Below are 21346 nucleotides of genomic sequence, written 5' to 3' on the forward strand. Positions count from 1 at the left end.
GCCTGACCAATGACCGGTTTGCGGCCAGCAGCGGACGCCTGCCGGAATTACCCCGACGTCAGCACATTCAGCTTGGCGTTGGCGAGGATCAGGCGGTCGGCCAATAGTTGCGCGAGGTTGCGCATGATGCGCTCGCCGGCGCGCGGATGTTGTTTCCGGAAACGTTCGAAATCGCGCAGCGAAATTTCGTAGGCGGTCGCGGCCATGTCGGCCAGCACGTCGGCCGAACGATGCGACTCCAGCAGCGCCATTTCGCCAAAGGGCATTCCCGCCGTGAGCGTCGCGAGGCGGATGCCGTCGGGCAGGGTGACGTGGACGGCGCCACTGCGGAGGAAGAACAGGGATGTGGCGACTTCTCCCGCAGAGATGATCTTCTCGCCGGTTTGATAGGTCCTGATCGACGCGAGCGAGGCGAGATCGGTCAGTTCCTCGTCCGTCAATCCCGCCAGCAGCGATTGTTCGGACAATTCGGTGGCATCGAAGAAGTCGATCGCGCCGCCGTAGCGGTACACCAGCTGGTCTTCCGCCCATTCGATCGCGGCATCGAGCAGATAGTAGTTGCGGATGTTGGTGAGGCCTTCCGTCCATTCCGCGATCATTTTCCAGTCCGGCGACGCGCGCCTGATACCGGAGAGGATCACCGTGACGTGGTGCGCGGCGAGCTCGCGGAATTCCTCGGCGAGCAGGCGGGCGCCGGCGCGGGTCATGGCGGTGACGCGGCGCAGGTCGAAAATAACCAGTTGCGGGCGCGGCTTGGCCGCCAACTGGCGCGAGACGTAATCGACGTTTGAAAACGACAGCGTCCCGACCAGCTCGATGACGCGGACGTCCTCGTGATGCGCGGCGAGGATGTTCTGTTCCCGTGCGCGCCGCACGCGCCGCGACGGGCTGTTGCCGATGTCGTAATCGGCGATGATGCTGTTGCGCGCGTCGTCGCTGCGGTTCAGCATATGCAGGTCGTAATGCGACGACAGCGCCTCGCAGACCTTGATGCCGCGTACGCTGTTGCCGTGCTTGTCGAGCTTCGGCGAATAGCTACCGAGCCCGAGCCGGGCCGGGAGCGCCGCGAGGATGCCGCCGCCGACGCCGCTTTTGGCGGGGATGCCGATCCGGTAGATCCATTCTCCCGCATAGTCGTACATGCCGGAGCTCGTCATGACCGAAAGCGTGCGCGAGATGGCGTAGACGCTCAACACCTGTTCGCCGGTCACCGGATTGACGCCGCGATTGGCAAGCGTGGCCGCCATGACCGCGATATCGCGCGCTGTGACCAGGATGGCGCATTGCCGGAAATAGACCTCCAGCACGGCGGCCACGTTATCCTTGATGACGGCGTTGGTGCGCAGGAGATAGCCGATCGCCCGGTTGCGGTCGCCGGTTAAGCTTTCGGAAGCATAGACGGCGTCGTCGACATCGAGCTCACGCCCGGCAAACCGTCCCAGCGCCTGCCGGATGTAGTCGAACGCGGCATTGCCCTTGGCCTCGTAGATGAGGCCGGAGCAGGCGATCGCGCCGGCATTGACCATTGGGTTGAAGGGATGGTTTTCGGCGTTGAGGCGGATCGAGTTGAAAGGATCGCCCGAGGGTTCGACGCCGATCACGTTTTCGACCCGTGCCGCCCCCAGCGTGTCCAGCGCCAGCGCGAACACGAACGGTTTTGACATCGACTGAATGGTGAAGGGGACCTGGGTGTCGCCGACCTCATAGACATGGCCGTCGAGGGTGGCGAGGCTGATGCCGAAATGAGCAGGGTCGGCCTTGCCGAGTTCAGGAATGTAGTCGGCAACGGCGCCGCCGGTCTCGGGGGTGAAATCGGCGTGACAGGCGTTAAGGAACCGCAGCAAAGGCGGCTTTGAACTGGCCCAGGCCGCGGGGCCGGCCTTGAACGGAGGAGGCGATTGTTTCATCGCCTCCTCTTGTGCAACGCAATCAGGGTGCGCGCAACTGGCCCGGCGCCAGGGTCTGGCGCCTTATCAGGACCAGCGCGATCAGCACGGTCGGGATCAGGATCGCTAATCCGAGCGAGGTGATCTGCCATTGCGAGAGTGGCATGATGCCGCCGCCGGGCGTGGCAATCACGAAGCCGCCGATTATGAGCAACACCCGCAGCGGCCATTCCAGCGCGCCCGCGCCTCTGAGGTCGCCGACAAACACCTGATAGCCCTGGATGCCGCCGCAGATGAACAGCGTGCCGAAGCCCGCCAGCGTCATCAGCCCGAGCCCTTCCAGATACGGGCTTGGTCCCTGCAACACCAGCGCCGGGTTCAGCACGAAGAAGAACGGAATGAAATAGATGATGCTGCCGACCCACATCGATTCCCATCCCGTCTTCATTGCCGGCGAGCCGGCTATGCCGGCCGCGGCAAAGGAGGCGATCGCGACCGGCGGCGTGATCGAGGACAGCATGCCCCAGTAGAAGATGAACATGTGCACGGCCATGCGGTTGAGGCCGAGCTTTTCCAAAGCGGGCGCCACCAAGATGGCGAGGAAGATGTAGCAGGCCGTCGTCGTCAGCCCGAGCCCGAGGACGAGGCTGGTGAAGGCGCACATCACCAGCAGCAGCAACGCATTGTCGCCGGCGATCCGCAACAGGTCGTTGGCGAGGCTGGAGACGACGCCGGTCATCGAGAACGCACCGATCAGCAGGCCGCAGCCCGCGAGGATGCCGACCAGCTCAACAAAGGTGCGCCCGTTGACCTCGAGGAACTTGTTAATGGTCGAGAGCGTCCAGCGCGTGTCCTTTGAGAAAAGCTGGTTCAAGACCAGCAGCAACGCGGTCGCGTAGAACGGCGCGTGGCTCTCGCGCTTGAAATACAAGAGCATCACGATCAGGAGCGCGATGACGAAGACATAATACCAGCCGTCCTTGATCGTATCCCAGACCTTCGGCAGTTCGGCACGCGGAATGCCCTTCAGGTTGTGACGCGCCGCATAGGAGTCCACCTGCATGAACAGTCCGGCGTAATAGAGCACCGCCGGAATGATCGCGGCGAGCGCGACGTCGGCGTAGCTGACGTTGAGGAATTGCGCGATCACGAACGCGGTCGCACCCATCACCGGCGGCGCCAGCACGGCGCCGGTCGACGCGCAGGCCTCGATCGCGGCAGCATAAGAGGCGCGAAAGCCGCTCTTCTTCATGACCGGAATGGTCATGGTGCCGGCGGTCAGCACGTTGGAGATGATCGAACCCGACATCATGCCGAGCAGCCCGGAGGCGAAGATACAGACTTTTGCCGCGCCGCCGCGAAAGGTGCCGCATAGCGAGAATGACAGGTTGATAAAAAACTTTCCGGCGCCCGTCATCATCAGCGCGGTGCCGAACACCAGAAAGCCGATCACGGTGTCGGCAAAGGCCTGGATCGGGATGCCGAGCAGGCTTTCGCCCGACAGCACATGATAGGAGGTTGCCTGTTCCAGCGTCGATTGTGTGCCGCGGAACGGTCCCAGCCACTTCGCATCTGCAAACAGTGGATAAACCGTAAACGGCAGCACGCTAAGCAGCAGGCTCCAGCCGCCGGTGCGCCTCAACGCCTCCATCAGCACCACCCACATGATGACGCCGGCGACGATGACGTCCGTCGGCGCGCCGCCGAACTCCCAACCGGCTTCAGCCGCCTTGCGGACGCTGCGCATCAAGAGGATGGCGCAGGCGAAGGTGACAACGAAAAGCAGGATGTCATACCAGGGAATTCGATCGAGCGGCGCGCTCCCGGTTCCTGGAAAGATCAGGAACGTGAACGGCAGCATCAGCGCGATCAGGAGATAAAAATACTCGGTGTTGAGCTGCGTATAGCCGAGGAAGAAGCGCAGCGAGAATTGCTGGTTGATGCACAGCAGGATGGTTACCGCGGTGGCAACAACCAGCGCCCAGCGCCAGGCCCCACGCAATGTTCGCACCCGCGTGACTTCGGCTTCCTGCATGTTGGCATGCGGGTCGTCGAACTCAATTCGTTTTGCAGGCGCGACTACGCTATCGCTCGACATCATTTCCCCCGAGACGGTGTTGGCCTTCGACTTGAGCGAATAGCGGCGGTGCTATTCAAAGCCGTTCGGCATGTTCGCCTTTGCTAGCGCCGCCGCGCGCGCCTTCATCCAGCCGTCGAGAAACGCCTTGTCGTCCGACGGCGGATTCGACTTGCCGTAGTCCGCCCATGCGGTTGCTAGAACCTGCTGGCGCTTGAGCAATTCCTTGTTGTGAGCTTCCTGTGCATCGGTCCACTGACCGGCTTCCTTCAGCGCCTTCGCGGCGCCCGGATGCACCGGAACCACCCAGTTCTTGGTCTGCCGGTCGGCGGCAAGGCCGCCCGCGCCCGGCGCGGAATCCTTGTAGGCGTCGTAGCCCGTGATCATCGCCTTGGTGATCGAATAGACCTCGTCCGCGGCCAGCGATCCGTAAGACACGAAGATCGGATAGGGGTAGTTGCCGAGCTCGATCGGCTTGTCCTTGGAGATGCCGGCGCCGCAGGTCGCGACGTGCGGGAAGAAGAACGAGCCAACCTTTTTCACGCGTTCCCAGCCGGCCTTGTCGCCGGGCGGCAGCGGCGGCCAGACGATGCCCCGCGGCGATGTCTCGAGTTCCTTTGCCGGGCCAGTAATGGTGGTGGCGAAGGCGGCATCGACGTCGTTGTTGACCATGCCCTTCCACATCGCGCCATAGCTCGAGAACTCGACGACCTTGACGTCGCTTTGCTTGAGGTCGCCGAACGCCAGGACCGCGAGCGCGTTCTGGTTCAGCGCCGGCGAACCGACCACGAAGCCGACGCGCTTGCCCTTGAGCTGCTTGATCTCGGTCACGCCGGTATCCTTGGCGACGCCGAGCGAAGCGCCGTTGCAATCGACGGTAGACAACACCAGTTGCAGGGCTTGCGGACCCCATTCCTTGGTGCCGAATTCGAACACGCCTTCCTGGGCGAAATAGGAGCCGGAGCCCATCGCGGACATGGCCGCGCGCTTGGCGCGCAGCGGCGCCAGCCGCGCCACGTCGTTGCCGGCCGGCAGCACGCGAACGTCGGTGCCGTATTTGTCTTTCATCATTTTGCCGACGCCGACGGCGATGTTGAAGCCCGCGGTGCCGGTGTCATAGGCGGTGACCACCATGGTCGGCGGCAGCTTGACGTCATCGGCGTACGCCGCCGGCATGGCCAGCCATGAGATGCCCGCAAGGGCGATTGGCGCGAGCGCCTTCAAGCCGTGAATCATATTTTCCCCTCAGATTGGTTCGCGATGCGAAATTCTCTCGTCCGCATTGATCATGTCATTCGCTACTTGCAATGGCAACGTTAGGACACGTGCGTCAACACCAAAGCTGGACAGATTGTCGCGGAACATGTCGCGAGCAAGTCTATGCCGCGATACTGTTAAGCTTCGATGATGGCGACGACCTGTCCTTCGGCAATGACGTCGTCGAGTTCGACCAGGATGGCCTTTATCTTTCCTGATGCCGTCGACGTCACCGGAATTTCCATCTTCATCGCTTCGACGAACGCAATCTCGTCGCCGTCGTCGACATTGCCGCCGGTTGTGACGTGAAGCCCGCACACGCGGCCGGCGACTTCGGTGACGATCTTGATTTCTGGCATTCCGTTCTCCCCGGGGACCGTCTGACGGACAGGCTGTCCTCGTGAACGGCTTTTTGTTGTGGCCGCAGATTGCCTGAGGTAGTTTGTTCTGCAAGTGGAATTTTGTTCCGCAGGGCGGAATTAGGCCATGGAGCCATAACAATGGGAAGACGCTCGGAAAGGCTAAGCAAACAGGGAATGCTCGCCAGCGATCTGGCGGGCGAGGGTGACGTGATCCAGGTGGTGTCGCGGGCGTTCGACGTCCTGCGCTGCTTCGAGGGTCATGAAGCAAGGTTAGGTAATCTGGAAATTTCCAGCCGCTGCGGCCTGCCGCGGTCGACGGTGTCGCGGCTCACCCACACTCTGACGCGGATGGGCCAACTCGTTTATCTGCCGCGCGACCAGAAATACCGCATCGGACCAAGCGCGGTGGCGATGAGCACCTCGATGATGAAGGGGTTGCAGCTTCGGAACCTGATCCGGCTGCGGCTGCAGGACGTCGCCGATCAATTGCCGGGAACCGTCGGCTTCGTAATTCCCGACCGCTATCATCTGGTCTATCTCGAATTCGCCCGCGCCGCGAACGCGCTCGGCCTGCACGAAGGCACTGGCAGCCGCATTTCGATGACGAGCACCGCGGCCGGCTTTGCCTATACCGCAGCGCTCGACACTGACGTCGGCGACGCCTTGATCGCCGAAATGGAGCGCGAGATTCCGGAAAATGCGGAACAGTTGAAGTCCCGCATCGAGGACAATCGCCGCCATCTGCGCGAACACGGCTATGTCGTCGGCTGCGGCACCTGGAGCCCGCATATCAACGGCTGCGCGGTGCCGGTGTGGTCACCGCAATATCAAACCTTCGTCGTCGTGACGATCGGCCTTCTCGCCGCGATGTTTGACGAGGAACGGTTGCACCGGGAAGTGGCGCCGCAGATGCTCGAACTCGGCGTTGCGATCGGCGGCCTGCTCGAAGGCGCCGAGGGCGACATCTTCGCCAACCGTATCGAAAGAAAGCCGCTTCCGGCGCGACCCCACAATAACAACAAGATCATCAAGACGGAGGATACGAATGAACTGGAAGCCGGAGCTCGACGAGCTCGCTCGGCGCGAAGCGTTCGCGCGCGAGATGGGAGGCGTTGACAAGGTCAAGCGCCAGCATGACCAGGGCCGGCTCACGGTTCGTGAGCGCATCGACAGACTGATCGACAAGAATTCCTTCCACGAGATCGGCGCGATTTCCGGCATTGCCGAATACGACGAGAGCAGTGAACTCAAGCACCTGACGCCGGCCAACTGCGTGTTCGGCCGCGGCAGGGTCGATGGCCGTACCGTGGTGGTGGTCGGCGATGATTTTACCGTGCGCGGCGGCTCGGCCGACGCCTCGATTTCGGCCAAGCCGCTGATGGCCGAGGAAATGGCGCATGATTTCCGCCTGCCGATCATCCGCGTGATCGAGGGCTCGGGCGGCGGCGGTTCGGTGAAGACGATCGAGACGCGCGGCGCGGCCAATCTGCCCGGCGGCGTCGGCGGCACCCGCTGGTACTGGTTCACGACGGCGAACATGGCGCGCGTGCCCGTGGTCGCGCTCGGGATCGGTTCGGTCGCGGGCCTTGGCGCTGCGCGGCTGGCCGCCAGCCATTATTCGGTCATGACCCGGAATTCCGCGATGTTTGTTGCGGGACCGCCGGTCGTCAAACGCCTCGGCCAGGATTTGACCAAACAGGAGCTCGGCGGCGCCGAGATCCAGACCCGCGCCGGCGGTGTCGATGATGCCGTCGACACTGAGGAGGAGGCGTTCGAACGCGCGCGGCGTTTTCTGTCCTATCTGCCGTCATCGGTGTACGACCTGCCGCCGACCACGCCCTGCAGCGACGATCCGGAGCGCGCCGACGAGTCGTTGTTGAAGGCCGTGCCGCGCAACCGCCGCCAAGTCTACAAGATGCGCCCGATCATCGACGCCGTCGTCGACAAGGGTTCGTTCTTCGAAGTGAACTCCAATTTCGGCCGCCCGGTCATTACCGGGCTTGCCCGGCTGGAAGGCCGCGCGGTGCTGCTGCTCGCCAGCGATCCCTTCCACTACGGCGGATCGTGGACGGCGGAAGCGTGCCAGAAGGTGGTGCGTTGGGTCGATTTCGCCGAAACCTTCCATCTGCCCGTCGTCTATTTGATGGATTGCCCCGGTTTCATGATCGGGCTCGAGGCCGAGAAGTCGGCGACCATCCGGCACGGCGTGCGCGCGATGGCCGCCGTGAACCAGTCGACCGTGCCCTGGTGCACCATCATCGTGCGCAACGCGTTCGGTGTGGCCGGTGTCGTGCATCAGCCGGCCAACCGCTATTCGATGCGCTATGCCTGGCCGTCGGCCTATTGGGGCTCGTTGCCGCTGGAAGGCGGCATCGAAGCGGCCTACCGCGCCGATATCGACGCCGCCGAGGATCCGGCGTTGAAGCTGAAAGAGATCGAGGAACGCCTCAACAAGCTGCGCTCGCCATTCCGCTCGGCCGAGAAATTCTGGGTCGAGGAGGTGATCGATCCCCGCAAAACGCGTTCGCTATTGTGCGAATTCGCGCGATTGGCGGAGCCGATCCGCAGCGTGGGTCCGCCAACCAACATGTCGACGCGGCCGTGAGCTTGCGCGGAAATCGTAGGGTGGGCAAAGCGAAGCGTGCCCACCATCCATCATCGAGCGAGCTGCGCGATGGTGGGCTCGCTTCGCTCAGCCCACCCTACGGCAGTTGTTATGCCGCCGCTGCTACCACCGGCTTCGGCCGCGAGATCGCCAGGACAATCAGCGCGGCGACGATGCAGAGCGCGCCAGCGACGAAGAAGGCGGGCAGGTAGCTCTGCAACATCGTCCGCGACAATCCGGCACCGAACGCTGCGACACCCGCGCCTAATTGATGCCCGGCAAATATCCATCCGAACACGAGGTTGGCGCGCTCGGCGCCAAACCGCTGCGCGGTTAGCCTCACCGTCGGCGGCACGGTCGCGATCCAGTCGAGCCCATAGAACATCGCAAACAGCGACAGGCCGTACAGCGTGAAATCGGAGAAGGGCAGGAGCAAGAGCGACAGGCCGCGCAGTCCGTAGTACCAGAACAATAGCTTGCGATTATCGTAGCGGTCGGACAGCCAGCCCGAGGCGATAGTGCCGACGAAATCGAAAATGCCCATCGCAGCCAGCAGGCTTGCCGCCTGCACCTGCGGAATGCCGAAATCGAGACACATCGGGATCAGGTGGACCTGGACCAGACCGTTGGTGCTAGCGCCGCAGATGAAGAAGGTGGCGAACAGGATCCAGAACACGCCCGACTTCGAGGCATCGCGCAGTGTGCCCAGCGCTGCCGCCATGATCGGGGTGGTGTTGGGCGGCGGCGCCGGCAGCGGCTCGGTGCCTTCATCGCCGAACGGCCGCAGGCCGACATCACTCGGCCGGTCGCGCATAGTCATCAGCACGGCGAAGGCAGCGACGCTCAGCATCACGCACACCAGCGCCAGCGCGGGCCGCCAGCCATAGGCCTCGGTCAGGCTCGCCAATAGCGGCAGGAAGGCGAGTTGCCCGGTGGCAACGCTGGCGGTGAGAATGCCGACGACGAGGCCGCGCCGCGCCAGGAACCAGCGCGCGGCGATGGTTGCGCCCAGCACCAGCGCCGTCATCCCGGTGCCGATCCCGATCACCACGCCCCACAGCAGCATCAATTGCCAGACCTGCGTCATCGCCAGCGACGCGACGAGACCAGACACCACGATCAGCAGCGCCAGCAGCGTCACATTGCGCAGGCCGTAACGGTTCATCAGCGCGGCGGCGAACGGGGCCATCAGCCCGAACAGGATGAAGCGGATCGACAGCGCCGAGGAAATCTCCGCCGTGGTCCAGCCGAATTCCTTCTGTAGGGGCACGATGAAAACGCCGGGAGCGCCGACGGTGCCGGCAGAGATCAGGGCGGTGAGAAAGGTCACGGCGACCATCACCCAGCCATAGTGAATGTTGCGGCGGGCGAGGGTGGCGGACAACCAGTTCGAGATCATTGGGCCTCAGGAATTTCTGTTGGGGCGGTTTGCCTGATTTGCTTTTGCGCATTCTATCGTGATGATGGCATGACTTGAATGTCACACTTCCCTCGTTTCAAGACATGCACAACAATATGCGCCCAACAGGTGACATTCGCGAAGTGAAAGAACCCGCCAACTGAAGCGGCCTCAGTTTAGCGCTGTAGCGGCTTGCCTCCGTGCCACACCCGAGCATCCATTGGCCTCCAAAAATGCACTCCCCGCAATGGGAGCGTTCGAAAGCGCGACGTTCGGGAGCGTGTCAAAGTTCACCGTCTCAGTGTCCAAGCCGGAATGCACGGGCTTTCCAGTCGTAGGACAGCGGATCAGAATATCCGACACGCTGCGCACCACCATCCGACCGGCGCAGCGTGCGTTCGGACCTCTATGCTGCCAGAAACGGTATCTCTATCGCCAGTGTATAGCCGTTGACCATCAGCAGGCCACCCGCGGCACCGACGATGCTGCCGACGATCGCAAGCCAGGGCAGCGTCGCGACGATCGAGACCGAGATCAGCACGATGGCGATCTGCAGAAGCGCTTCGGCATAGTCGAAGTAGGGATCCTGCTTCAGCGCATGGTCGCGCCTGCTCTCGTAGTCCTTGGCCCGCATCATCAATTCCTTCTTGCCCTCCTGCGTCTCGGGCTCGGACTCGTAGCGTGCCGCCGTCTTGCGATAGGCGTCCGCTTTTGCCTTCAGGGCCGTCCTGGCCTCGGCGTTGAGGCTTCCGTCCTGCAGGAACGCCAGTTCGATCGCGTCGGCCGCGAGGTTGTAGTCGGTCTGGCGGATGTTCTTGGCCTGGTAGAAGGCATAGTGGTTCGCGGCATAGATGTTGTTGTTGGTCGCCTCCTTGCCGGCGTTGGCGCCGCCAAGCCCGGTGATGGCCAGCAGCATCGCCAGAATGGCGATGCCGACCGCCGCGCGCTGCTTGAAGCGGTCGTTCTCCTTCTCCTGATCCATCATGTCGGCGGCGTCTTCGGCTTTCATCGATCAGCTCCTCCTTGCTCCTAAAGGGCAGGCACCATAAACAACAGCGTTATGTCACCATCGCGACGCACGAGCACGTTGATTTGTTTCGCAAAAATGCGGCAGGCGCGATGGGTCATACGAAAGGGATGGTCAAGGTTTACGCAAACGTTCGGATGCTTCAGTTCAAGCGTCACCTTTACGGGAGAGAAGTCGACCAATATGAGGTCGAAACAGGCCAGCCACAAGGCCAATACAAACGGCATTGGCAGACATCCCAGTTTCAGCCCTCGAGGCCCGCGCTTCACCTCCAACCGCGGATACTGGCTATCCGACCACTCCGTTCTTTTCAGTCGGCTAGTGAGTACACGTCCTATTCCAGGTCCTCGAGTGCCGTCTTGATGGCCTTCCTGAAGACCGCGATATCGCCGACCTCGTGGCCGAGCACCAGCGCAAGCCGGGTCAGGAACAGCGCCTCGCGGTCGGGCCCGGCCATATCGATCGCCTTCGCCAGCGTCTCGTAGGCGGTCTCGAAGTCTTCAAACGGCATCGCGCTCATGGCATCTCGCTTCCCAGGCAAATGCCTGCGGTTCTCAGGATCTCGGAGGGGACAGCCGCCTTCCATCGCCCGGCGATGTGCAGGTCCGGCCGCAGCAGATAGAGCGTGCCGGGTGCTGCAGCAAACAGGCGGGCGATTTCCCCGCCATGATCAGCGATTGTCTTTGCGCCGGATATGGAGGTCTGTGAGCCCACGACAATGGCTGCGAACCGCTTGTCGATCCGGCCGAGATGTTCGATCGATGCCAACTGTTCGGCGGTGGGTTGTGCCTCGCAGAACAGGATCGCCGTCAGGCCATGGCCGGCGTAGTCGAGCAGGTAGCTTCCGTCGGCCAGCCCAGCGTTCGACGCGACACTGCCGCAGGCTGGCCCGCCGGCAAAGGCTGCATCGCGTGCGGCATAGGGTTCAGCACACTGTCCGAATAGGTGTAGGGCTGCATCTGGCGCGGATTGGCCAGTCCCCGCGGAAATTCGTGCTTCAAGCTGAGCGACAACGCAGCCTCGCGCGCGAGCCGCCAGCCGCGCGTCGGCGGCGTCATGAAGCGCGTGCTTTTGGTGGCGTTGGCGAACACATCGAGCGTGGCGCCGCGCCGCTCCGGCGAATAGCTGTCGAGCAGCCGGTCGTCAGCCTCGCCATGGAGCACAAGCGCAAGCTTCCAGCCGATGTTTTCGGCATCCGCGAGACCATTGTTCAGTCCGCGCACGCCGAAAATCGGCACGATATGCGCGGCATCGCCGATGAAGAACACCCGCTCGTGCCGGTAATCATCGAGGCACAAGGTATTGGCGGAATAGACGCTCCACCATTCCAGCTCCCACGGTTTTGTGTGGCCGATATCGGCAAGGATCGCACTGACGCGTGCGCGGATATTCTCCTCCTTCAGGGCTTCTTCCTCGCTCTCACCTTCCCGAAGCTGATAGTCCACGCGCCAGATATCGTCCGGCTGCTTGTGGATCAGCACCGTGCCGCCGGGATTGCCGCTCGGTTCAAAGAACGCCCGACGCTCGGTTGGAAAATCATGGTCCATGCGGATGTCGGCGATCACATACCGGCCTTCGTAATTGTCACCTTTCAAGCGAAGCCCGAGCATCGACCGGATTGGCGAGCGTGCACCGTCGGCGGCCAGCAGATAGAGAGCGTCGAGAAAGTAATCCCCCTCCGGCGATGAAATGCGGGCAGAAATACCATCTACTTGGCGCTCGAGGCCGGATAATTCGCTCTGCCAGCGCATGTCGATGAGATTGTTGGCGGCCACCGCATCGTGCAGGAATTTCTCGATGTACTGCTGCTGCAGATTGTACATCGGCAGATATTTTTCGCCCGGCGGCTGCGGCATCTCCAGCCGGAAAATCTGCTCGCCGCGGTAGTAGCTGCGGCCGAACCGCCAGCCGAGCGCCTTCTCGACAAACGGTGCGACCGCGCCGACTCGCTCCAGGATATGCATGCTCGGCCGCGCGATGCAGATCGCACGGCTGCCATCATTAAAAGTGTCCTTGCGATCGATCAGCACGCTCCTGATGCCGTACCGCGCCAGCACCAGCGCCGCCGTCATGCCGATCGGGCCGGCCCCCACGATCAGGACGGGATGCCGAGCCGTGACGCCGTCAAGCTCGGGGACGCGCCGCGCCGCGAAGCGCGGATAGTCGAAATAGAGCGACTCCAGCGGTCCCTTGCCGGCAGGCCTCATACCTCCCTCCGTCTATTTCTTGCGGGCGAGAAATTCCCCCATCAACCGCTGCGGCTCGCCGGTCAAAAAGGACTGCCCGAACACGCCGACGCTCAAATTGACGGATTCGGTCAACGGCAACTCCTCCCATTGCCGCAACAGCGCCTTCTGGATGCGCAACGCCTCGGGTCCGCATTCGAGGAGCGCGTTCACCGTATGCTCGACCGCGGCATCGAGCCCGCCTTCCTTCGCGACTACGTCGACCAGGCCCCAGGCGAGCGCGGTGGGCGCGTCGATATTTTCGGCCGTCATCACCAGCCAGCGGGCGCGGCCCCAACCGATCAGCCGCGGCAATAGCGCAGCGTGGATCACCGAGGGGATGCCGACGCGCACTTCCGGCATGCCGAATTTGGCGTCGTGGGCGGCGATCCGGAAATCGCAGGCGGCGGCGACTTCGAGGCCACCGCCGAGGCACCAGCCCGGCAGTCGCGCGATCACCGGCGCTGGAAACTGGCGCACGGCCTCGCAGAGGTCGCGCAGCCGCGTGATGAAAGCTTCCGCGGATTTCTGATCGAGCTTCGCCATCTCCTTGATGTCCGCGCCGCCGATCATGCTCTTCTCGCTCTGGCCGGCCAGGATCACCGCGCGGATATCGGGCTCAGTGGCGAGCTTCTCAAACCCCTCGCGGACGCCGTTGGTGACCGCGGAAGACAGGATATTGAGGCTGCCCGCATTGCAGATCGAGAGCCGAACGACGCCTCTGCCGTCGCGGTCGATGCCGCAATGGGGATTGAGCATTTCCATTTTGTTTTTCCGGGCCTTGTTTTGGATGGTGACGCCACTTCCGGGACATTGCGCCGGCTTGTCAAGGGCAGGTGGGCAGGGCCGTTGCGCGCGGGAGGTCTTCCGTATAAAATGACGATCATCATTCAAAGGGGGCTGCCATGACTATGGCTGATACCGTCGATCTCTTCTCGGCAACCGCGCGAAGGCAGCGGGTGGTGGACTGGCAGGCGCCCGGGCCGGTGGCGAAAGCAGCCGCCGGCATGTCCGGTCTGGAGACGATGTGCGCGATCCGGGACGGCATCATGCCACCGCCGCCGATGGCCCGGCTGATCGGCTTCCGGATGGCCGTTGCAGAGCCCGGCCGCATCGTAATGGAACTCGATCCGCACGAGAGCCTCGAAAATACCATCGGCCTGCTCCATGGCGCGACATCAGCGGCGTTACTGGATACCGCCATGGGTTGTGCCATTGCAACTATGCAGCCTGCCGGGCAGACCTCCGTCACGCTGGACCTCAAGCTGACCTTTCTGCGGCCGTTATCGGTGCGTTCAGGCACGATCGCGGCGGAAGGCAAAGTGGTAAAGCTCGGCCGCCAGACCAGTTATGCCGAAGGCTTCGTCCGCGACGGCGTCGGCGATCTTGCAGTGCACGCAACCGCGACCTTCTCGATGATACCAGGTGGAAACGCGAAATAGATGCAGCATTTCCCGCGCACAACTGCTATTATATGACCACGGACATTTAATGGGACGCGTCAATGCGCTATTCGAAAGAGCACAAGCAGGAGACCCACGCACGGATCGTGAAAAAGGCCTCGGTGCGGCTTCGCGAGAAGGGCGCCCACGGCATCGGCGTCGCCGACCTGATGAAGGAGGCGGGGCTGACCCATGGCGGTTTCTACGCGCATTTCGATTCCCGCGAGGCGCTGGTGATCGAGGCCTTTGCCTACGCGATGGACCGCTCGGTCGAGCATTGGCGCAAGATCGCCGCTGAAACCCCGCCGGAGAAGCGGTTGTCGACGATCGTCGATTCCTACGTCTCGACGGTGCATCGCGACGATCCCGGTCGCGGTTGCGCGGTGCCCACGCTCGGCGCCGAGATTGCCCGGGAAAGCGCAAAAACACGAAGAGCCTTTTCCGCCAAGCTGGAACAATTGATCGATGTGATGGCCGACCAGATTCCGGACGTGCCGCGCAAGACCGCGCGCAAGCAGGCGATGGGAACGCTGGCGACTATGATGGGCACGCTGGTAATGTCGCGCGTGGCGGGCAGCGGAGAGCTTTCCGAGGAGATTCTTCTCGCCGGCCGCGAGGCGGCGCTCGGACGCGCGGTTGCGGCAAAGCCAGCGGCGAAGAAGGCACGGGCGAAGGCGAATTGAATTGTAGATTGTAGGGTGGGTTAGCGCAGCGTAACCCGCCGAAAGTCTCGACATGCGGCACGTCCGCGGTGGGTTACGGCTTCGCCTAACCCACCCTAGGGCGCATTGCGTCACTAAGGTGCTCACCCTTTCCATCTGAGGCGGAGCACGAGTCGCAAGCGCAGTGCCGTCATGTTTCCATCCATTCCATTGACTGTGGTAGGGCCCCGGACTCGGCGAACTCTTGGACAGCAGTCAATCCCCGCTCGAAAGAGATGACGTATTCTCGCGCAAATTCCGTGTGGTGAACCAGCCCCACGTAGCAAGTCATGATTGGATGCGTGCTCGCCTGAGCGCCGCGGCTCGCATAGTACGGCGGATTACGGTGGCCATAGGTGAAGGAGAGGACGGTGTCATCGCCGCCCACGACGAACGAGAGATGGTTACCGTTGGCCGCTTCGAGGATAATGATGTTGAGCATCTTGCGTGCCCGCGCCTCCTCGCTGGCAAGGCGGATCACTCTTTCAAGTTCGGTTGGCGTTGAAATTCGGGCGGCCGGCTCGGCGTCGTGAACGCTGATCGAAAGATCCGCCATTTCGCTCCGCTAGCTAGATTAGGCCCATCTTACGGCTCACCTTCCGCCAAACAGCGCCCGCTCGCTTTCCACCGTCTCGCAGATGTAATCGGCCACCGCGCGAATGCGCGCCAGGTCCTTGCTGTCGGCATGCATCAGCATCCAGAACGTGCGCGAAATCCTGACCTCATCAGGCAATACCGGTCGCAATTCCGGATGCGCCGTCGCCATGAAGTGCGGCAGCACCGCAATCCCGAAGCCTGCGATGGTGGCGTTGAGTTGTGCGATCAGGTTGGCGCTGCGGAATTTGGCGGAAATCTTCGGCGAGACCTGGGGCAGGTAATCCAGTTCCGGGGTGAACAGCAGTTCCTCGATATAGCCGACGAAGCGGTGCCCGGGCAGGTCGCTGCGCGAGGCGATCTTCGGCGCGCGGTCGAGATAGGCAGGGGCGGCGTAGAGGCCGAGGCTGTAGTCGAGCAGCTTGCGCCCGACGATCCGCCCTTCCTTGGGCATGGTCAGGCTGATCGCGATATCCGCTTCCCGCTTCGACAGGCTGAACAGCCGTGCGGTGGCGACGAGCTGCAGATCGAGATCGGGATACCGCTCGGTGAACTTCAGAAGCCGCGCGGCCAGGAAGTGGCTGCCGAAACCGTCGGGGGCGCCGATCCGGACCGTGCCGGTGAGCTGGGCGCGGGAGCCGCCGACCGCCTCCTGGTTGGCGACGATGGTGGATTCCATCGCTTCCGCGCTGTCGGCGACGCGCTGGCCGGCTTCGGTCAGGAGATAGCCGGTCTTGCGGCGGTCGAACAGTTTGGCGGAGTGATGCCGTTCCAGCCGGTCGACACGGCGGATCACGGTGGCATGATCGACCGATAGCTGCTTGGCGGCAGCGGAAACCGATCCGCCGCGCACAATGGCGAGGACGAAACGGAAGTCATCCCAGTCGATCGAACGGTCGCCTTGATCCAGCATTTCCGCACATCTATGGTGCAATTTATCGGACTTGTATCCTAAGAAATGCAGGTCAAAAAGGGGCTCGAAAGCGATCCCACGCGGGACCTTAGGGAGATTATCCATGCGCTCAATCGGACACTTTATCGGCGGCAAAGAGGTCAAGGGAACGTCCGGACGGACGGCCGACGTGTTCGAGCCGATGACCGGCGAGGTTCAGGCCAAGGTGGCGCTGGCCTCCAAGGCCGAAGTCCGCGCGGCCGTCGAGAACGCCGCGCTGGCCCAGCCCGAATGGGCCAACACCAATCCGCAGCGCCGCGCGCGCATCATGATGAAGTTCCTCGAACTGGTGCAGCGCGACTACGACAAGCTTGCCGAACTTCTGGCGCGCGAGCACGGCAAGACCGTGCCCGACGCCAAGGGCGACATCCAGCGCGGCCTCGAGGTCGTGGAATTCGCCTGCGGCATCCCGCATCTGATGAAGGGCGAGTACACCGAAGGCGCCGGCCCCGGCATCGACATCTATTCGATGCGGCAGCCCTTGGGTGTGGTCGCCGGCATCACGCCGTTCAATTTCCCGGCGATGATCCCGATGTGGAAGTTCGCGCCCGCGATCGCCTGCGGCAACGCCTTCATCCTGAAGCCTTCCGAGCGCGATCCCGGCGTGCCGATGCGGCTTGCCGAACTGATGATGGAGGCGGGGCTGCCGCCCGGCATCCTCAACGTCGTCAACGGCGACAAGGAAGCGGTCGATGCGATCCTCGACGATCCCGACATCCGTGCGGTCGGCTTTGTCGGCTCTTCCCCGATCGCGCAATATATCTATGAGCGCGCCGCCGCCACCGGCAAACGCGCGCAGTGTTTTGGCGGCGCAAAGAACCACGCCATCGTGATGCCCGACGCCGATATGGACCAGACCGTCGATGCGCTGATCGGCGCCGGCTACGGCTCCGCCGGCGAGCGTTGCATGGCGATTTCGGTCGCGGTGCCCGTCGGCAAGACCGCCGCCGACCGCCTGATGGAAAAGCTGATCCCGCGCGTGGAGTCGCTCAAGATCGGGACCTCCGTCGATCCGTCCGCCGACTTTGGTCCGCTGGTCACGCGCGAAGCCGTCGAGAAGGTGAAGAGCTATATCGATATCGGCATCAAGGAAGGCGCCACGCTCGCCGTCGACGGGCGCGGCTTCAAGATGCAGGGCTATGAGAAGGGCTTTTATCTCGGCGGTTCGCTGTTCGACAACGTCACCAAGGACATGCGGATCTACAAGGAAGAGATTTTTGGCCCCGTGCTCTCGGTCGTGCGCGCCCACGACTATTCGGAGGCGCTGGCGCTGCCGTCCGATCATGACTATGGCAACGGTGTCGCGATCTTTACCCGCGACGGCGACGCCGCGCGCGACTTCGCCGCCAAGGTCAATGTCGGCATGGTCGGCATCAACGTGCCGATCCCGGTGCCGATCGCCTACTACACCTTCGGTGGCTGGAAGAAGTCGGGCTTTGGCGATCTCAACCAGCACGGTCCGGACTCGGTCCGCTTCTACACCAAGACCAAGACGGTGACCTCGCGCTGGCCGTCCGGCGTCAAGGAGGGCGCGGAGTTCTCGATCCCGTTGATGAAGTGATGGCGTAGCCCAGCCCGTCATTGCGAGCGCAGCGAAGCAATCCATATTGCGAAAAGGACGAATGGATTGCTTCGTCGCTTCGCTCCTCGCAATGACGAAAGAATGAGCCCAGAATGCAGTTCGCTCTCAACGAGGACCAGATCGCAATTCGCGACATGGCACGGGCGTTTGCGGCCGAGAAGATCGCGCCGCACGCGCTGCGCTGGGACGAGGAGAAGCATTTTCCGGTCGACGTGATGCGCGAAGCGGCCACGCTTGGCATGGGCGGCATCTACATCAAGGAGGACGTTGGCGGCTCCGCGATGACCCGCTTCGACGCGGCGCTGATCTTCGAGGCGCTCGCGACGGGCTGCCCGACCGTGTCGGCCTTCATTTCGATCCACAACATGGCGTCCTGGATGATCGATGCCTATGGCAACGACACCCAACGGCAAAAGTGGTTGCCGAAACTCTGCACGATGGAGCTGATCGCAAGCTACTGTCTTACCGAGCCGGGCGCCGGCTCGGATGCCGCAGCGTTGCGAACCCGCGCGGTGCGTGAGGGCGATCATTATGTCCTGAACGGCCAGAAGCAGTTCATTTCAGGGGCGGGCGGCACCGATCTGCTGGTGGTGATGGCGCGGACCGGAGGCGATGGTCCCGGCGGGGTCTCGACGCTCGTCATCGACGGCAAGACGCCCGGGGTCTCGCTCGGCGCCAACGAGCGCAAGATGGGCTGGAACGCGCAGCCGACCCGCGCGGTGATTTTCGAGAACGCGCGCGTGCCGGTCGAGAACCGGCTGGGCGAGGAGGGGATCGGCTTCAAGATCGCGATGGCCGGGCTCGACGGCGGCCGCCTCAACATCGCGGCGTGCTCGCTCGGTGGCGCGCAAAGCGCGCTCGACAAGTCGCTGGCCTACATGAAGGACCGAAAAGCCTTCGGCAAGCGCCTCGACGAATTCCAGGCGCTGCAATTCCGCCTCGCCGACATGGCGACCGAGCTGGAGGCGGCGCGGACTTTTCTGTGGCGCGCGGCGGCGGCGCTCGACCGCAAGGACCCCGACGCCACCATGCTGTGCGCGATGGCAAAACGCTTCGGCACCGATGTCGGTTTCGAGGTCGCCAACCAGGCGCTGCAGCTCCATGGCGGCTACGGCTACCTCAGCGAATACGGCATCGAGAAAATCGTCCGCGATTTGCGGGTGCACCAGATCCTGGAAGGGACCAACGAAATCATGCGGCTGATCGTGTCGCGCAAGATGATCGAGGGCGCGCGATGACGGATGCGGCCGTTGCAGAGGGCGACCTGATCGCGCGCAAGGAAGGTTTTGCCGGCATCATCCGCCTGAACCGGCCGAAGGCCATCAATGCCGTGACGCTGGAGATGTTCCACGATGTCGACAAGGCGCTCGACGTCTTCGAGGCCGATCCCGCCATTGCCGTGATCGTGCTGGAAGGGGCGGGCGAGCGTGGGCTATGCGCCGGCGGCGACATCCGCGCGCTCTGGGAAAGCTCGAAGGTCAAGGGCGACCTCGGCAAGATCCTGTGGCGCGACGAATATATCCTCAACGCCCGCATCAAGAAATTCCCAAAGCCCTATGTCGCCTTCATGGACGGCATCGTGATGGGCGGCGGCGTCGGTCTGTCGGCGCATTCCAGCCACCGCGTCGTGACCGAGAAGACTAAATTGGCAATGCCTGAAGTCGGCCTCGGCTTCTTTCCGGACGTCGGCGGCACCTGGCTATTGTCGCAGTCGCCCGGCGAGATCGGCACCTATTTTGGCCTGACCGGGCAGACCATGAACGGCCCGGATGCCATTCACGCAAAATTCGCCGACACGGTGGTGCCGTCGTCAAAACTGCCGGCCTTGCGCGAGGCATTGACGAAGGTGCAGCCCGGCACGACGTCGGCTGATGTCCGAAAACTGATCGACGGTTTCTCGACCGGCGAGACGGCTGGCCCGGTGGCCGCGCAGCAGGCGAAGATCGATGCGCTGTTCTCCCATGATCGCATGGAAGACATTGTCGCGGCGCTGCAGCGCGACGGATCGGATTTCGCGCAAGCGACGTCGCAGACGCTGAGCGAAAAGTCACCGCGCGGCATGGTGGTGACGCTCAAGCTGCTGCGGCTGGCGCGCAAGTCGAACTCGCTGGAAGAATGCCTGGTGCGGGAGTATCGCGCCGCGCTGGAAGTGTTCGCCAGCGACGATTTTCGCGAAGGCGTGCGCGCCGCCGTGATCGACAAGGACCGCAATCCGAAATGGTCGCCGCCGCGCATTGAAGACGTGACGCCGGCAATGATCGCGCCTTACTTCGCCGAGATCGGCGCCGACGAACTGAAATTTCGATAAGTCAAAACAGAAACGCCCCAGCGGAGGAACATCATGGCAAATATCGCATTCATTGGCCTCGGCAACATGGGCGGGCCGATGGCGGCCAATCTGGTCAAGGCCGGCCACAAGGTCACCGCCTTCGATCTGGTCGCGGCCTCGCGCGATCAGGCCAAGGCGGACGGCGCATCCATTGCCGAGAGTTCGGTCGCTTCCGTCAAGGGCGCTGATGTCGTCGTCACCATGCTGCCCGCGGGCAAGCATGTGCTGTCGGTCTGGAACGAAGTGGTCCCGGCAATGGCCAAGGGCACGCTGATCATCGACTGCTCGACCATTGATGTCGAAAGCGCCAAGCAGGCGCACGCGCTGGCCGCCAAGTCCGGCATGCTGTCGGTCGATGCGCCGGTATCGGGCGGCACCGGCGGCGCCAAGGGCGCCACGCTCACTTTCATGTGTGGCGGCGAGGACAAGGCGTTTGCGGCGGCAAAGCCCGCGCTGGAAAACATGGGCAAGAAGATCGTGCATTGCGGCGGTGCGGGTGCCGGGCAGGCGGCCAAGATCTGCAACAACATGATCCTCGGCATCTCAATGATAGGCGTCGGCGAAGCCTTTGCGCTTGCCGAAAAGCTCGGCCTGTCGCATCAGGCGCTGTTCGACGTCGCCTCGACCTCCTCAGGCCAGTGCTGGGCGCTGACGTCCTATTGCCCGGTGCCCGGTCCGGTGCCGGCTTCGCCCGCCAACAACGGCTACAAGCCGGGCTTCGCCTCCAACCTGATGGTGAAGGACCTGACGCTGGCGCAGGACGCGGCGAACGCCGCCGGCGCCGTGACGCCGCTCGGCAAGCACGCGCAGGAGATCTACAAGGCGTTTGATGCCGCCGGCCATGGCGGGGTGGATTTTTCCGGTATTATCCAGCACGTTAGGAGCCTGGCTGGGAAATAACGGAGACC

General features: G+C 63.0%; 21 protein-coding genes. 8 read left to right on the forward strand and 13 right to left on the reverse strand.

All coding sequences use genetic code 11. The features are described from left to right. Positions 1 to 47: 47 nt before the first annotated feature. The 4 genes from glsA to ACH79_RS29285 form a co-directional block, all read right to left on the reverse strand. Positions 48 to 1907 (reverse strand): glutaminase A, encoded by a 1860-nt coding sequence (gene glsA, locus ACH79_RS29270; RefSeq protein WP_161854024.1) that lies wholly within the window; start codon positions 1905 to 1907, stop codon positions 48 to 50. A gap of 22 nt (positions 1908 to 1929) precedes the next feature. Further along, positions 1930 to 3984, reverse strand: coding sequence for a TRAP transporter permease (locus ACH79_RS29275; protein ID WP_161854025.1), 2055 nt, complete (start codon positions 3982 to 3984; stop codon positions 1930 to 1932). 51 nt (positions 3985 to 4035) lie between these two features. Continuing rightward, positions 4036 to 5199, reverse strand: coding sequence for a TAXI family TRAP transporter solute-binding subunit (locus ACH79_RS29280; protein WP_161854026.1), 1164 nt, complete (start codon positions 5197 to 5199; stop codon positions 4036 to 4038). Positions 5200 to 5357: 158 nt separating this feature from the next. Continuing rightward, entirely contained in the window at positions 5358 to 5579 is a 222-nt protein-coding gene (locus ACH79_RS29285) for an acetyl-CoA carboxylase biotin carboxyl carrier protein subunit (protein ID WP_161854027.1), read from the reverse strand. Between the two features lie 141 nt (positions 5580 to 5720). Here ACH79_RS29285 and ACH79_RS29290 point away from each other — a divergent pair, with 141 nt between their 5' ends. Both ACH79_RS29290 and ACH79_RS29295 read left to right on the forward strand, forming a co-directional pair. Continuing rightward, positions 5721 to 6698 carry an IclR family transcriptional regulator gene (locus ACH79_RS29290; protein ID WP_161854028.1) on the forward strand — a complete coding sequence of 326 codons (978 nt, stop codon included), beginning with the start codon at positions 5721 to 5723 and terminating at the stop codon, positions 6696 to 6698. Beyond that, a complete protein-coding gene (locus ACH79_RS29295; RefSeq protein WP_161854029.1) occupies positions 6628 to 8187 on the forward strand; it encodes an acyl-CoA carboxylase subunit beta in 1560 nt (519 codons plus the stop codon). Before ACH79_RS29290 ends, ACH79_RS29295 begins: the two co-directional genes overlap by 71 nt. Positions 8188 to 8296: 109 nt before the next feature. On the opposite strand, the gene ACH79_RS29300 is transcribed toward ACH79_RS29295, so the two are convergent. The 7 genes from ACH79_RS29300 to ACH79_RS29325 all read right to left on the reverse strand — a co-directional run bounded on the left by ACH79_RS29300 (position 8297) and on the right by ACH79_RS29325 (position 13603). Further along, on the reverse strand, positions 8297 to 9586 hold the full coding sequence (locus tag ACH79_RS29300; RefSeq protein ID WP_161854030.1) for an MFS transporter: 1290 nt from the start codon (positions 9584 to 9586) through the stop codon (positions 8297 to 8299). Positions 9587 to 9992: 406 nt separating this feature from the next. Next, positions 9993 to 10595, reverse strand: a complete 603-nt coding sequence (locus ACH79_RS29305) for a DUF4337 domain-containing protein (RefSeq protein WP_161854031.1) — start codon at positions 10593 to 10595, stop codon at positions 9993 to 9995. Positions 10596 to 10615: 20 nt separating this feature from the next. After that, entirely contained in the window at positions 10616 to 10840 is a 225-nt protein-coding gene (locus tag ACH79_RS29310) for a hypothetical protein (protein WP_161854032.1), read from the reverse strand. 107 nt (positions 10841 to 10947) lie between these two features. After that, positions 10948 to 11133 (reverse strand): DUF2783 domain-containing protein, encoded by a 186-nt coding sequence (locus ACH79_RS29315; RefSeq protein WP_161854033.1) that lies wholly within the window; start codon positions 11131 to 11133, stop codon positions 10948 to 10950. Then, the gene (locus ACH79_RS43215; RefSeq protein WP_202639059.1) at positions 11130 to 11381 is read right to left on the reverse strand and encodes a hypothetical protein; all 252 of its coding nucleotides are present in this window, start codon (positions 11379 to 11381) and stop codon (positions 11130 to 11132) included. Before ACH79_RS43215 ends, ACH79_RS29315 begins: the two co-directional genes overlap by 4 nt. Before the next feature lie 41 nt (positions 11382 to 11422). After that, the gene (locus ACH79_RS29320; protein ID WP_202639060.1) at positions 11423 to 12820 is read right to left on the reverse strand and encodes an FAD-dependent monooxygenase; all 1398 of its coding nucleotides are present in this window, start codon (positions 12818 to 12820) and stop codon (positions 11423 to 11425) included. Positions 12821 to 12832: 12 nt separating this feature from the next. Beyond that, entirely contained in the window at positions 12833 to 13603 is a 771-nt protein-coding gene (locus tag ACH79_RS29325; protein WP_161854034.1) for an enoyl-CoA hydratase, read from the reverse strand. Between the two features lie 140 nt (positions 13604 to 13743). Between ACH79_RS29325 and ACH79_RS29330 the strand changes: the two genes are divergently transcribed. Further along, positions 13744 to 14280: a PaaI family thioesterase gene (locus ACH79_RS29330; protein WP_161854035.1), complete on the forward strand. Its 537-nt coding sequence runs from the start codon at positions 13744 to 13746 to the stop codon at positions 14278 to 14280. Between the two features lie 62 nt (positions 14281 to 14342). Beyond that, a complete protein-coding gene (locus ACH79_RS29335; protein ID WP_161854036.1) occupies positions 14343 to 14963 on the forward strand; it encodes a TetR/AcrR family transcriptional regulator in 621 nt (206 codons plus the stop codon). Positions 14964 to 15132: 169 nt separating this feature from the next. On the opposite strand, the gene ACH79_RS29340 is transcribed toward ACH79_RS29335, so the two are convergent. Both ACH79_RS29340 and ACH79_RS29345 read right to left on the reverse strand, forming a co-directional pair. Then, positions 15133 to 15537, reverse strand: a complete 405-nt coding sequence (locus tag ACH79_RS29340) for an Imm1 family immunity protein (protein ID WP_161854037.1) — start codon at positions 15535 to 15537, stop codon at positions 15133 to 15135. Between the two features lie 36 nt (positions 15538 to 15573). Next, positions 15574 to 16488 carry a LysR family transcriptional regulator gene (locus tag ACH79_RS29345; protein ID WP_161854038.1) on the reverse strand — a complete coding sequence of 305 codons (915 nt, stop codon included), beginning with the start codon at positions 16486 to 16488 and terminating at the stop codon, positions 15574 to 15576. 103 nt (positions 16489 to 16591) lie between these two features. Between ACH79_RS29345 and ACH79_RS29350 the strand changes: the two genes are divergently transcribed. The 4 genes from ACH79_RS29350 (at position 16592) to mmsB (ending at position 21338) form a co-directional block, all read left to right on the forward strand. Next, positions 16592 to 18088 carry a CoA-acylating methylmalonate-semialdehyde dehydrogenase gene (locus ACH79_RS29350; protein ID WP_161854039.1) on the forward strand — a complete coding sequence of 499 codons (1497 nt, stop codon included), beginning with the start codon at positions 16592 to 16594 and terminating at the stop codon, positions 18086 to 18088. Between the two features lie 113 nt (positions 18089 to 18201). Next, positions 18202 to 19347, forward strand: a complete 1146-nt coding sequence (locus tag ACH79_RS29355; RefSeq protein ID WP_161854040.1) for an isobutyryl-CoA dehydrogenase — start codon at positions 18202 to 18204, stop codon at positions 19345 to 19347. Further along, complete coding sequence (locus tag ACH79_RS29360; RefSeq protein ID WP_161854041.1) at positions 19344 to 20417, forward strand: enoyl-CoA hydratase/isomerase family protein; 1074 nt, start codon at positions 19344 to 19346, stop codon at positions 20415 to 20417. Before ACH79_RS29355 ends, ACH79_RS29360 begins: the two co-directional genes overlap by 4 nt. A gap of 33 nt (positions 20418 to 20450) precedes the next feature. Then, the gene (mmsB, locus tag ACH79_RS29365; RefSeq protein ID WP_161854042.1) at positions 20451 to 21338 is read left to right on the forward strand and encodes a 3-hydroxyisobutyrate dehydrogenase; all 888 of its coding nucleotides are present in this window, start codon (positions 20451 to 20453) and stop codon (positions 21336 to 21338) included. Positions 21339 to 21346: the final 8 nt, after the last annotated feature.

It is taken from the genome of Bradyrhizobium sp. CCBAU 051011 (assembly GCF_009930815.1).
In the GTDB taxonomy this organism is placed as follows: domain Bacteria; phylum Pseudomonadota; class Alphaproteobacteria; order Rhizobiales; family Xanthobacteraceae; genus Bradyrhizobium.